The sequence below is a fragment of the Streptomyces sp. STR69 genome, assembly GCF_024519455.1.
Classification (GTDB): Bacteria; Actinomycetota; Actinomycetes; order Streptomycetales; family Streptomycetaceae; genus Streptomyces.
On the sequence record NZ_JALJRY010000008.1, the window covers coordinates 354,900 to 366,285 of the forward strand.

Below are 11,386 nucleotides of genomic sequence, written 5' to 3' on the forward strand. Positions count from 1 at the left end.
AACAGTTCCCACTCTTCAATATCAGCCTCATGTGTACCGTCCGCGAGCCGCAACACCACTCCGGCCCGGCCCGGGACGCACCTGACCCGTCAGGGGGGCTAGATTCCGATATGTGTGTTCGTCCAAGGGTGGGGGAGTGGGGAGAGCGTGTTCATCTGGCGCACACTGCGGGGTGAATGGCAGGGCATCGTCGTCGATCCCGTACGACAACTGCTGCGGCGCGGACTGCCGGGTATGTCCCTGGCGTTCGTCGCCGCCTTCGGCGTCATCTTCTTCCACGCGCTGGCGCAGCGTCCGGGCGGCGCGGCGATCGTCCGGGACCTCGGCGGCGTCCAGGGCGACCTGCCGCTGTGGCTCGCACTGCTGCGCACCCCCATATCGCTGTACGTGCCGGCCCTCGACCTGCCCGTGTGGGCCGGCATCACCCAGCTGTTCCTGGCGTTCGCGCTGGCCGAACTGGCACTGGGCCGGGCCCGCACCCTGGTCGTCGCCTACGCGACCACGCTGGCCGGCACCCTCACCGTGCGGGTCATGCTCCTGATCGGGCCCGGCTGCGGAGGCATCGGGCTGCGGCCCGAGATCGGGCACGTCCTCGACACCGGGCCGTCCGCAGCGGTCGTAGGACTCTTCACCTATCTCGCCGTCGTCCGCCGCGCCCCCGTCGTGTTCGTCCTCACCGGCGGGTCCATGGTGTGGGAGTCGATCGTGAAGCCCAACCTGGCGGGTCGCGAGCACCTGGTGGCGGTGGGCACCGCCATCGTCCTCGGCCTGGTCCACGAACTGCGCCACAGGCGCCCGACCGCCGCCACCCTGCTCCCGCACTTCAAAGCGGACCGGCCGGTCAGGCCTGAGGCACGCTGCCCATCTCCGCACTGAAGCCGAGCGGCTCGCTGTCGAACCCGCGCACCATCGGGCGGAACTCCCAGTCTCCGGAGGCGTCCTTGGTGAACTCCCCGACGGTCGCCGCGGTGGACCCGCCCACCCCGGCGAAGTCGTCCGACAGCAGCTCCTTGTACCCCTCCACGACCAGGGCCCTGGCGTGCGACAGATCGCCGAAGGTCCGCGTCCCGCCGTTCTGGTGGATCGCCACCCCCACGACCACCCGCCCGAAGGACGTGGCGAGCCGGTCGAGTTCGAGGACCATCACCTCCATGTAGCCGTACCCCTGGCCGCTCTCGCTGTGCCGGCTCATGTTGATCGTGCCGTCCGGCGAACGGCTCTCGGAGTTGACGACGTACACCGGGCGTCCGTGCGGTGCGTCGGCAGAGTAGGTCGCCGCGACGATGTCCAGGTGGCGCGGCTGCTCTCCCCAGGGACTCGGATCCCAGCGGAGTCGTACTTCGACCTTCCCCACGATCTTGCTGACACTGCTCACTGATTGCCGCTCCCGAATCGGGCCATCACGGGACGTTTCCCGCATGGTCAAGTATCGCTCTTCGACGGCCTGTTGATGCCCACCGAACGGACCTGTCATGCCCGGGGTCAGGCGCTCCGGATCGCGTCCACCAGTCCGGCGACGAGGTGCGCCCGTTCGGCCATCGACGCGACGAGCAGATACTCGTGGTCGGCGTGCGCCCCGCCGCCGACCGCGCCCAGGCCGTCGAGCGTCGGTACCCCCAGCGCGGCCGTGAAGTTGCCGTCGCTGCCACCGCCGACCGCCCTGCCTTGGAGACCGGGGAGCAGCCGTTGTGCCACCGCGAGCAGCCCGGCCGCCGCCGACTCGGGCATCGGCGGCCGGCCGACACTTCCTCGTACGGTGATCACGGCCTCGTCGAGATTCGGGGCGAGGGCGGCGAACGCGGACTCGATCCGCTGCGTCTCCTCGGCCGACTCGACGCGGACGTCCACGACGACGGTCGCCGCCGCCGGTACGACATTGTCCAGCGTGCCCGCCGACGCCACGGTCGGGGTGACCGTCGTGCCGACCTCGGGCCGCCCCAACGCCGCGATGGCCAGCACCTGGTGGGCCGCCTCGACCAGCGCGTTCACCCCGGCGGCGGGCTCAAGACCCGCGTGCGAGGCCCGGCCCGCGACGGAGACCTCGAACGTGCCACAGCCCTTGCGGCCGGTCTTCACACCGCCACCGTCGGCGGCCCCCTCGACCACCAGTACGGCACCGCAGGCGAGGGCGCGTTCCTCGATGAGGGCCCGGGAGGAGTGGGAGCCGACCTCTTCGTCGGCGGTCACCAGGATCTCGACGCCCGACCGGTCGTCGAGCGAGGCCAGCCCGTGGATCGCCTGCACCAGACCGCCGAGCATGTCGAAGACACCGGGGCCGGTCGCCCGGCCGTCCTCGACCAGGAAGGGGCGGCGCGCGAGGGTGCCCAGCGGGAACACCGTGTCGTGGTGACCGAGGATCAGCACGCGGGGTGTACCGCCACCGGTCCAGTGGACGTGCGGTCCGCCTTCACTGTCGACGAGTACGGCCCGGCCACCGAGCCGCGCCTCGACGACGGCGGCCACGGTCTCGGCCGATTTCCGCAGGGCGTCCAGGTCACGGGAGGGGGACTCGACCTCGACGAGGGTCCGGAGGTCTTCGATCATCGCGTCGACACTCACGCCGACCGTCTCGCTTGTGGTCACAGGGGGAAGCGTACGTGGGCCCCGTCTCCCACCCGAGCGACGAAGGGCCGGCCCGACGGCGAACGCGTCGAACCGGCCCAACGGCGGTGCTGATCCAAGGAGTTGGTCAGTCCGTGCCGGACTCCATCGCGGCGCGGTCCAGGAGTGCTTCGTCCTCGGAGACCTCACCACGGGAGGCGATGGCCTCGGCGCCGCCCTCCGGCATGCTGCCGATGAGGCCGGTCGCGGCGGCCTGCGCGGCGCCGATCGCCGTGTTGCCGCTGCCGATCAGACCGAGCACGGCGTACTGCTCCAGCTTGGCGCGGGAGTCGGCGATGTCCAGGTTGCGCATGGTGAGCTGGCCGATCCGGTCCACCGGGCCGAACGCCGAGTCCTCGGTGCGCTCCATGGACAGCTTGTCCGGGTGGTAGCTGAACGCCGGGCCCGCGGTGTCGAGCAGCGAGTAGTCCTCGCCGCGCCGCAGCCGCAGGGTGACCTCGCCGGTGATCGCCGAGCCGACCCAGCGCTGCAGGGACTCCCGGACCATCAGGGCCTGCGGGTCCAGCCAGCGGCCCTCGTACATCAGCCGGCCCAGCCGCCGGCCCTCGTTGTGGTACTGGGCGACGGTGTCCTCGTTGTGGATCGCGTTCACGAGCCGCTCGTAGGCCGCGTGCAGCAGGGCCATGCCGGGCGCCTCGTAGATACCGCGGCTCTTCGCCTCGATGATCCGGTTCTCGATCTGGTCGGACATGCCCAGGCCGTGCCGGCCGCCGATGGCGTTGGCCTCCATCACCAGGTCGACGGGGGAGGAGAACTCCTTGCCGTTGATCGTCACCGGGCGGCCCTGGTCGAAGCCGATCGTCACGTCCTCGGTGACGATCTCGACCGACGGGTCCCAGAAGCGGACGCCCATGATCGGCTCCACGGTCTCCACGCCCGTGTCCAGGTGCTCCAGCGTCTTGGCCTCGTGGGTGGCACCCCAGATGTTGGCGTCGGTGGAGTACGCCTTCTCCGTGCTGTCGCGGTAGGGCAGCTCGTGCGCGAGCAGCCACTCCGACATCTCCTTGCGACCGCCGAGCTCGGTCACGAAGTCCGCGTCCAGCCAGGGCTTGTAGATCCGCAGATGCGGGTTGGCGAGCAGGCCGTAGCGGTAGAACCGCTCGATGTCGTTGCCCTTGAAGGTCGAGCCGTCGCCCCAGATCTGGACGTCGTCCTCCAGCATCGCCCGGACCAGCAGCGTGCCGGTGACGGCACGGCCCAGCGGGGTGGTGTTGAAATAGGCACGCCCGCCGGAGCGGATGTGGAACGCCCCGCAGGTCAGCGCGGCCAGGCCTTCCTCGACCAGCGCCGCACGGCAGTCGACGAGACGCGCGATCTCGGCGCCGTAGGCCTGTGCGCGGCCGGGCACCGAGGCGATGTCGGGCTCGTCGTACTGGCCGATGTCGGCGGTGTAGGTGCAGGGGACGGCACCCTTGTCGCGCATCCAGGCGACCGCGACCGAGGTGTCGAGTCCGCCCGAGAAGGCGATGCCGACGCGCTCGCCGGTGGGGAGGGAGGTGAGGACCTTAGACATAGGAAGATTATGCACGCTCGCGCATGGTCATGCAAAGTCCCTCTCCTGGAGCAGTTCTGCCGGGCACCCCGGAAGAGGTGGGGTGCCCGGCGGAACCTGTGGTCGCGGACCGGTCAGCAGCCCGCCTTGTAGAAGTACTTGCTGATCTCGGGCTGGTCCATGTTCGCCTTGGTGATGGCGACCATGTTGGTGCCGATCGACTTCTGGACCGACTTGCCCTCGAAGGCCGCGGCGAGCTGGTCGACGGCCTCCTTGCCGATCGCCGCCGGGTCCTGCGCGACGAGTACCTGGAGGGTCCCCGCCTTGAGGGAGGCGACCTCGTCCGGCTCGGCGTCGAACGCGGCGACCTTCACCGTGCCCTCCTTGCCCGCCTGCTTGAGACCGGTGGCTATGCCGGTACCGGTGTTGGTGTTGCCCGCGAAGACACCGCCGAGGTCGGGGTGGGCCGCCAGCGTCGACTGGATCTGGGAGGCCGCGGTGGCCGGCAGGTCGTTGTCGTAGAGCGTGGGCAGCATCTTGATGTTCGGGTACTTCTTCATCTCCTCGGTGAAGCCCTTGATGCGGGCGTCGGTGGTGGAGACACCGGGCTTGACGCTGATGACGATCGCCGAGCCCTTCTCGTTCATCAGCTTGGCGAGCGCGTCGGCCGCCACCCGGCCGCCCTTCTCGTTGTCGGACGAGATCCGGGTGATGCCGATGGAGGAGTCGGTGACCGTGGTGTCGACGAGGGCGACCTTCGTCCCGGCCGACTGGATCTGCTTGAGCGACGGGGTGAGCGCGCTGACGTCGACCGGCGAGATCAGCAGCCCGTCGGGGCGGGACGCCGCCACCGAGTCGAGGAGGGGCCGCTGCACCGACACGTCCCACTGCGCGGAACCGTCCGCCGAGAAGTCCATGCCCTTGGCCTTGGCCTCGGTCTGTGCCGCGCAGGTCATGGTGATGTAGAAGGGGTCGCTCTTCACGCCGGTGATCAGCCGGACCTTCTTGCCGGAGGCGCCTCCCTTCGACCCCGAACCACCACTGTCGCTCGACGAACTGCAGGCGGCGGCGCCGGTCAGGACCAGCACGGTGCCCGCGGCGACCAGTGCTTTGCGCGTGATGCGAATGCTCGACATAAGGCTGTCCTCCAGGGTCATACGAGGGTGGGGGCGAAGGTCGGGGAGGGGGTCATGCGCGCTCTCGGGTCTTCCTGCGCATCTGGTCGATGTAGACGGCCGCGACCAGGACGACACCGACGGCGACGTCCTGCCAGTACTGCTGCACGCCGATGACGATCAGCCCGGTCGTCAGCACGGCGGGGATGAACACACCGATCACCGTGCCGAGCACGGAGCCCCGCCCGCCGAACAGGCTGGTCCCGCCCAGGACCACCGCGGTGATCACCTTCAGGTTGTCGGTGGAGTGCCCGGCGATGGACGTCGTCCCGTACGAGGCCAGCCACATCACCGCGCCCAGACCGGCCAGCAGCCCCATCAGGCCGTACACCATGATCAGATGGCGGCCCACCGGGATGCCCGCGCGCCGGACGGCGGTCGGGTTGGAGCCGATCGCCAGGGTGTGGCTGCCGAACCTCGTGGCGCCGAGCACCGCGCCGAACAGGGCGGTGACCACCGCGGCCAGGATCACCATCCAGGGGATGCCGGCCAACTTGCCGAAACCCAGGCTGTTCTGGAGGTGGGTGGCGGCGGCACCCGCCGGGTCCTGGCCGCCGGTGGCGAGTTCGGCGATGCCCAGCGCCGCACCGAGTCCGCCCAGTGTCACGATCAGCGGCGGCACCTTCCCGGTCGCCACCACCGCTCCCTGCAACGCGCCCCAACCGGCGCCCACCGCAAGGGCGATGACGACACAGACGGCGACCGTGCCCCAACTGGAGGCGGGTCCGCCGTGATGGATGTTGTACTCGCCCGCCGCGACCGCCGCCAGCACCAGCACCGAGCCGATCGACAGGTCGATGCCCGCGGTGATGATCACGAACGTCATACCGACACCGAGCACCAGATAGATGGCCGCGTTCACGGCGATCTGCGTGAGGTCGTACTGGGTGAAGAACTTGCCCGGCGCCGCGATGGTGAAGAACGCGACCAGCGCGACGAGGATCACGAAGGTCCACAACTCGCTGATGCCGGCGGCCCGTCGCAGCCACGGGGGTATCGCGAGGCGTCCGCCGCCGGCCGGCGCCGGGTCCTGCACCGGGGCGGCCGGTTTGATGTCCTGGCTGTTGGCGCTCATTGCCCCTCCTCCGCTTCGGTCGCGCCGACCGGGTCGGCGTCGCCGTTGTGGACGGGCTCGTCCAGTGATCCGGTCATGGCGCCGACGAGTTTCTCGATCGTGGCGTCGGCCGCGGTGAACGAGGCGACCCGGCGGCCCAGCCGCAGCACCTCGACCCGGTCCGCGACCGACAGCACCTCGGGCATGTTGTGACTGATGAGAACGACGCAGATGCCCCGGTCGGCGACCCTGCGCACGGTCTCCAGGACCCGGGCGCGCTGGACGACACCCAGGGCGGCGGTCGGCTCGTCCATGAAGATGACCTTGTTGGCGAAGGCGACCGCGCGGGCGACGGCCACGGACTGCCGCTGCCCTCCCGACAACGTTGTCACAGGAGCCGTCACATCTTTCAGTTCGACTCCCAGTTCACCGAACGCCGCGATCGCCTCCCGCCGCATCGTGGGCCGGTCGAGCACGCCCAGGCGGCCGAGCAGACCCCCGCGCACGAGTTCCCTGCCGAGATAGAGATTGGCCGCCGCGTCCAGATCCGGCGCCAGTGAAAGATCCTGGTAGACGGTCTCGACTCCGTGCCGTTGCGCGTCCATCGGCCCCGTGAACCGGACCGGCACCCCGTCCAGGCGCACCTCGCCCTCGTCCGGGGTGAGCACACCGGAAAGTACGTTCACCAACGTCGACTTGCCGGCACCGTTGTCACCGATCAGTGCGACGACCTCACCGGCGTACGCCGTGAAGTCTGCGCCCTGGAGCGCCTGGACATGGCCGAAACGCTTGACCACACCATGCGCCGCGAGCAGTGGTTCCCTTGCAGAGGCCATGCTGTGCTTTCTGGTTGGTATCGTTAACAGTTCGTCGATTCTGGGAGGCCCATGAGTGGGCGTCAAGGGTCGGGACGGACACGGTTCGGGTGCGTGCCATCGGCCCGTCGGTCCGGTCGCGCTGGACGAGATCTGGAGGACGCGGCGTGGCCAGTCGTCCCAGGATGAAGGACGTAGCCGCGGTAGCGGGCGTGAGCGTGATGACGGTGTCCCGGGTGGTCAACGGCGAGGCGGGTGTGGCCCCCCGCACGGCCGCCCGCGTGGAGGCCGCGGTCCGCAAGCTGGGGTATCAACGCGACGACGTGGCACGGCAGTTGCGCCGTACGGACCGACTGAGCCAGACCATCGGACTGATGGTGGACAACGTCGCAGACCCCTTCATGGCCGCCGTCGCCTCGGCCACCGAGGACATCGCCCATCGGCGCGGCAGCATGGTCCTCATCGGCTCCAGCCGCGCCGACCCGCACCGCGAACGGGAGGTCATCGCCGCCTTCACCGCCCGTCGCGTCGACGGGCTCATCCTCACCCCGGCCGCGGGCAGCCACCGCTTTCTACGTCCGGCGCAGGCGCTGGGCACGAAGATCGTGTGCGTGGACCGGGCGGCGCCGGGCCTGGACGTGGACACCGTGGTGGTGGACAACTTCGGCGCGGTGGAACACGCCGTACGCCATCTCGTCGCGCACGGCCACCGCCGTATCGGCTACCTCGGTGACCGACGGGAGATCTGGACCTTCGGCGAACGCCACCGCGGATATCTGTCGGCCCTGAGCGCCGAGGGCATCGACGCCGACCCGGCGCTCGTCCGGCACGGACTGCGGTCCGGTGCGGACGCCGCGCGGGCCGTCACCGCGATCCTCTCCGCACCCGAACCGCCCACGGCCGTGCTCGCGGGCAACGAGGTCCTCGCGCTGGGCGTCCTGCCGGTGCTGCCCGCCGGCGTCGCGTTCATCGCCTTCGACGACTTCGCACTGGCCGCACAGTTGACCCCGCCGGTCACCGTCATCGCGCAGGACCCGGTCGCCCTCGCGACGAGCGCCGCACATCTGCTGTTCGCCCGTATCCACGGGGACGCGTCACCGCCCCGCAGGGTCGTCATGCCCACCGAACTGATCCCGCGCGGGTCGGGGGAGATCCCGGGCCCCGCCGCGCCGCTCCCGGTTCCTCGGCGCTGACGACCCCCGGCCCCCGCCCCGCGCACGGAGTCGGTCGGCGCTTACGCGCGGGGCCGCTCGAAGGTGAGGAGCAGACCCTCGACCGCACCGGGACCTATCCGGCCCTTGACGTCGGCGGCGGTGATCGCCTTCAGACCCCAGCCGTCCTCGGCGTGCTTGTTCAGGACCTTCTCCAGCTTGTCGCTGTCCAGCGCGTCGCCGATCAGCGACTCCCGGAAGCTGACGACCTTGTACTCGAACGTGTAGGTGTTGCTCATGGCTGCGGTGTCCTCCTGTGCGTGCGCACGGTGTGCGGTGGGCGGGGTCAGCCAATCACGGCAGGACGCTCGCGCGCAGGCCGGGGGTGGTTTCGGGGTCCTGCTGTCAACTGGGCCGGGGGGCAGGTGCGTTGAGCGGGCCGGGATGGAAAGGCGCGCACGGGTATGCCTTCACGGCGCGCCACGGCCGTGGTGTCACCCGGCACATGGCGGGGCGGAGACGTAGCGTGAACCGTGGCGCAGGCGGATGCGGACCGACCCCGTGGGGGAGCGATGTGCTGGAGTGCGAAGGCCGATCTCGTCGCGGGCGCGGGCGTCCTCGCCGTAGGGGTGGCCTGTGTGGCCCGGACCCGTCGGCCGGCCGATCTGCCGATGGCCGCGCTGCCGTGGCTGCTCGGTGTCCACCAGATCGTCGAGTCGCTGGTGTGGGCCGCCGGAGGGGGCACCGGTGCCGCCACCCTCACCTGGGCCGTCATCGCCCTGCCACTGCTGGCGGTGTGGGTTCCGGCGGGCGTGTGGTGCGCCGCGCCACCGCAGGCCCGGCCCCGGCTCGCCGTACTGCTGGCGATCGGGGCGGCCACGGCCGCGGCGCTCGTCTACGCCCTTGTCGCGCATCCGGTGACGTCCGAGATCCGCGGCCACACCGTCGGGTACGTCGTCGATGTTCCGTACTCCCCACTGGTCATCGCCGGTTACCTCGTGGCGACGGTCGGCTCGCTGCTCCTGTCCGGTGACCGCGGGCTGCTGGTGCTGGGGATCCTGGTCACCGTCGGCGCGCTCGTCTGCTGGACGCTGTGGGAGCTGGAGTTCGTCTCGACCTGGTGCGCGGTCGCCGCGGTGTCCTCGGTGGTCCTGTTCTTCTGGGTGCGCGGCCGGGACGGGGAGCAGGGGCAGCGACCGTACGCGAGTCTGTCGGGTGGTGGGTCCGCGCGACCATGACGAGAAACGGGCGCGGTCGAGTGGGGTCCAAAGTGCCCTGCGTACAACTTCGTTGATGTCGGGCGGTGCTGTCGGGTTGGATGGCGCCATGGAACGCGTTGACGTAGAGCTGTTCACTGACGGCGGGAACGACGCCGTGGTCCGTCTGCCCGGTCGCCGGTTCCCCGGTGTGCTCATCCAGGGCGACTCCCTGCACATACTCCGCACCGATGTGGCCGAGGTGGTGGAGGCCTGCGAGCGCGGCGACCTCGCCGAGGCGGAGGAGTCCGCGGGGCTTCTCCTGGCGGGCCTCGACGCGCTGCTGACCCGCTATTCCGTGGCGTTGGAGAACCACAGCATCCAGCGGCCCTACTGACCTCACACCTCCCGGTGCCCGATGCCCAGCAGGCTCGCGGCGGCCCGGAAGTCGGCGGAGTGGTGGCCGAGCGCGAGGGACCAGTGGTGGCCCACGCCCGTGGCGCTCCACGCGTCGACCCACTCACCGGGATCACGGCCGAAGTCGACACGGCTGGTGGTGTTGCCGATCGCGAGCAGCGGCCCGGGTACGACGCTGCCCTCCGAGGTGATGAACGACAGGCTGCCGTCGGCGTCCTGGCCCACGCCGAGGAGGGTCACGGGACCGTGCTGGACGTCGAATTCCACGCTGACGCCCCAGCCGCGCTTGCCGTGATAGACGCCCAGGCCGCGCAGCAGCGGATCACGGGCACTGACCGCGAGGTGCGCGGGTCCGTCGTGCCCCATCTCCACCACCCCGTCCTCGAAGTCGAGGGCCTGGATCTCGGTGAAGGAACCCCCGGCGCCGATGCTCTGCGTCGCCAACTGGGCCAGGCTGGTGCGCAGTTCGTACTCACCGGCGGCCGGCACGCCCCGGGCGGTGAGCAGGGAGGCACCCAGGATCATGCCGGCGCCGAGCCGTTCGTGCAGTTCGCCGTCGAGACCGCGGTGGTAGTAGGCGAGGGTGTCGAGGCCGAAGTCCTCGACGAGCCGGTCGAGCGCGACCGACACGGTCGCCCCCCATGCGAGGTCCTCGTCGACCACGCTGTCGTCGACGGCGAAGATCTGCCGGGCGAGAGCCGTGCGCTCACGGGTCTCGGCCTCGCCGACCCGCTCCACCCGTTGTCGTAGATCGTCGAACTCCAGCACCTCGACATGCGAGCCGAACGTCGCGGGGAGCAGCGTCAGATCGGTCGACACGTCGAGCATGCCGGGGTACAGATGCCCCATCAGACCGTGCCGGGCGTGCCGGAGCGCGGCCCGGACCCCCGCCGCCCGGATCCACTGCTCGATGCGCCGCCAGGCCGACTCCTGGCGCAGCCAGCCCGACACCGACCGGAAGGGGATGCCGGCCCGCCGGAAGACGTTGCCGACCTCGGGCACCGGGCACTGCCCGCAGTAGGCGAGCCAGGCACCGGTGTCGAAGGAGGCGTGGTCCATCCGCTCGGACGGCTGGAGGTCGATGACCAGGACAGGGGTGTGCGAGCGCTGGGCGATCGGCAGCACCATCGACGAGGTCAGGTAGGTCGTCAGGAACAGCACGATCAAGTCGCAGTCCGCGCGCCGGAGTTGCTCCGCCGCTGCCGCTCCCTCCACCGCGTCGGAGATGAAGCCGACGTCGGTCACCTCCGCGTCCATCCGCTGGAGACGCTCGGCGACGTACGCGGACGACTCCTTCAACTGCGGTAGCAGGTCCGGGAATTGGGGCCAGTAGGCGCCGAGGCCACCCGCCACGAGTCCGATCCGGGTGCGGCGGCGGGACACCGGGGGGAGCAACTCACGCAGGACCGCGGCGCGTTCCGCGGTCACAGGCAGGGGGTCGGTCGTTGTCATGCGGGGTGTTCC

The 11,386-nt window shown here is 70.4% G+C and carries 12 protein-coding genes; 4 read left to right on the plus strand and 8 right to left on the minus strand.

Translation table 11 applies throughout. From position 1 onward, the window contains the following. The first annotated feature begins 147 nt into the window (after positions 1–147). Positions 148–876, plus strand: coding sequence for a hypothetical protein (locus tag OC490_RS17875; protein WP_262058946.1), 729 nt, complete (start codon positions 148–150; stop codon positions 874–876). Here the strand turns inward: OC490_RS17875 and OC490_RS17880 are convergent. The 6 genes from OC490_RS17880 to OC490_RS17905 form a co-directional block, all read right to left on the minus strand. Next, positions 842–1,375: a TerD family protein gene (locus tag OC490_RS17880; protein ID WP_262058947.1), complete on the minus strand. Its 534-nt coding sequence runs from the start codon at positions 1,373–1,375 to the stop codon at positions 842–844. The two genes, OC490_RS17875 and OC490_RS17880, sit on opposite strands and share 35 nt — an antisense overlap. Positions 1,376–1,482: 107 nt before the next feature. Beyond that, on the minus strand, positions 1,483–2,544 hold the full coding sequence (locus tag OC490_RS17885; protein WP_315986683.1) for a M20/M25/M40 family metallo-hydrolase: 1,062 nt from the start codon (positions 2,542–2,544) through the stop codon (positions 1,483–1,485). A 145-nt stretch (positions 2,545–2,689) separates the two neighbouring features. Continuing rightward, positions 2,690–4,135 carry an argininosuccinate synthase gene (gene argG, locus OC490_RS17890; RefSeq protein ID WP_262058949.1) on the minus strand — a complete coding sequence of 482 codons (1,446 nt, stop codon included), beginning with the start codon at positions 4,133–4,135 and terminating at the stop codon, positions 2,690–2,692. A 113-nt stretch (positions 4,136–4,248) separates the two neighbouring features. Next, positions 4,249–5,250 carry an ABC transporter substrate-binding protein gene (locus OC490_RS17895; RefSeq protein WP_262058950.1) on the minus strand — a complete coding sequence of 334 codons (1,002 nt, stop codon included), beginning with the start codon at positions 5,248–5,250 and terminating at the stop codon, positions 4,249–4,251. Between the two features lie 52 nt (positions 5,251–5,302). Next, positions 5,303–6,364 (minus strand): ABC transporter permease, encoded by a 1,062-nt coding sequence (locus OC490_RS17900; protein ID WP_262058951.1) that lies wholly within the window; start codon positions 6,362–6,364, stop codon positions 5,303–5,305. Beyond that, on the minus strand, positions 6,361–7,179 hold the full coding sequence (locus OC490_RS17905; RefSeq protein WP_262058952.1) for an ATP-binding cassette domain-containing protein: 819 nt from the start codon (positions 7,177–7,179) through the stop codon (positions 6,361–6,363). Before OC490_RS17905 ends, OC490_RS17900 begins: the two co-directional genes overlap by 4 nt. 146 nt (positions 7,180–7,325) lie before the next feature. Here OC490_RS17905 and OC490_RS17910 point away from each other — a divergent pair, with 146 nt between their 5' ends. Further along, positions 7,326–8,351 (plus strand): LacI family DNA-binding transcriptional regulator, encoded by a 1,026-nt coding sequence (locus OC490_RS17910; RefSeq protein ID WP_315986681.1) that lies wholly within the window; start codon positions 7,326–7,328, stop codon positions 8,349–8,351. A gap of 41 nt (positions 8,352–8,392) precedes the next feature. Here OC490_RS17910 and OC490_RS17915 read toward each other — a convergent pair whose 3' ends face one another. Next, positions 8,393–8,608, minus strand: a complete 216-nt coding sequence (locus OC490_RS17915; protein ID WP_262058953.1) for a DUF4177 domain-containing protein — start codon at positions 8,606–8,608, stop codon at positions 8,393–8,395. Positions 8,609–8,881: 273 nt separating this feature from the next. On the opposite strand from OC490_RS17915, the gene OC490_RS17920 reads away from it, so the two are divergent. Continuing rightward, positions 8,882–9,547, plus strand: coding sequence for a DUF6629 family protein (locus tag OC490_RS17920; protein ID WP_262058954.1), 666 nt, complete (start codon positions 8,882–8,884; stop codon positions 9,545–9,547). An 88-nt stretch (positions 9,548–9,635) separates the two neighbouring features. After that, positions 9,636–9,902 (plus strand): DUF6959 family protein, encoded by a 267-nt coding sequence (locus tag OC490_RS17925; protein ID WP_262058955.1) that lies wholly within the window; start codon positions 9,636–9,638, stop codon positions 9,900–9,902. A gap of 2 nt (positions 9,903–9,904) precedes the next feature. Here OC490_RS17925 and OC490_RS17930 read toward each other — a convergent pair whose 3' ends face one another. Next, on the minus strand, positions 9,905–11,374 hold the full coding sequence (locus OC490_RS17930) for an L-fucose/L-arabinose isomerase family protein (RefSeq protein ID WP_262058956.1): 1,470 nt from the start codon (positions 11,372–11,374) through the stop codon (positions 9,905–9,907). Positions 11,375–11,386 lie beyond the last annotated feature (12 nt).

What these genes read in the sequence shown, in the direction of transcription:
- OC490_RS17885 (WP_315986683.1), bottom strand. Translation starts at nt 2,544, where the DNA reads ATGATCGAAGACCTCCGGACCCTCGTCGAGGTCGAGTCCCCCTCCCGT.
- argG (WP_262058949.1), bottom strand. Translation starts at nt 4,135, where the DNA reads ATGTCTAAGGTCCTCACCTCCCTCCCCACCGGCGAGCGCGTCGGCATC.
- OC490_RS17895 (WP_262058950.1), bottom strand. Translation starts at nt 5,250, where the DNA reads ATGTCGAGCATTCGCATCACGCGCAAAGCACTGGTCGCCGCGGGCACC.
- OC490_RS17900 (WP_262058951.1), bottom strand. Translation starts at nt 6,364, where the DNA reads ATGAGCGCCAACAGCCAGGACATCAAACCGGCCGCCCCGGTGCAGGAC.
- OC490_RS17905 (WP_262058952.1), bottom strand. Translation starts at nt 7,179, where the DNA reads ATGGCCTCTGCAAGGGAACCACTGCTCGCGGCGCATGGTGTGGTCAAG.
- OC490_RS17915 (WP_262058953.1), bottom strand. Translation starts at nt 8,608, where the DNA reads ATGAGCAACACCTACACGTTCGAGTACAAGGTCGTCAGCTTCCGGGAG.
- OC490_RS17920 (WP_262058954.1), top strand. Translation starts at nt 8,882, where the DNA reads ATGTGCTGGAGTGCGAAGGCCGATCTCGTCGCGGGCGCGGGCGTCCTC.
- OC490_RS17925 (WP_262058955.1), top strand. Translation starts at nt 9,636, where the DNA reads ATGGAACGCGTTGACGTAGAGCTGTTCACTGACGGCGGGAACGACGCC.
- OC490_RS17930 (WP_262058956.1), bottom strand. Translation starts at nt 11,374, where the DNA reads ATGACAACGACCGACCCCCTGCCTGTGACCGCGGAACGCGCCGCGGTC.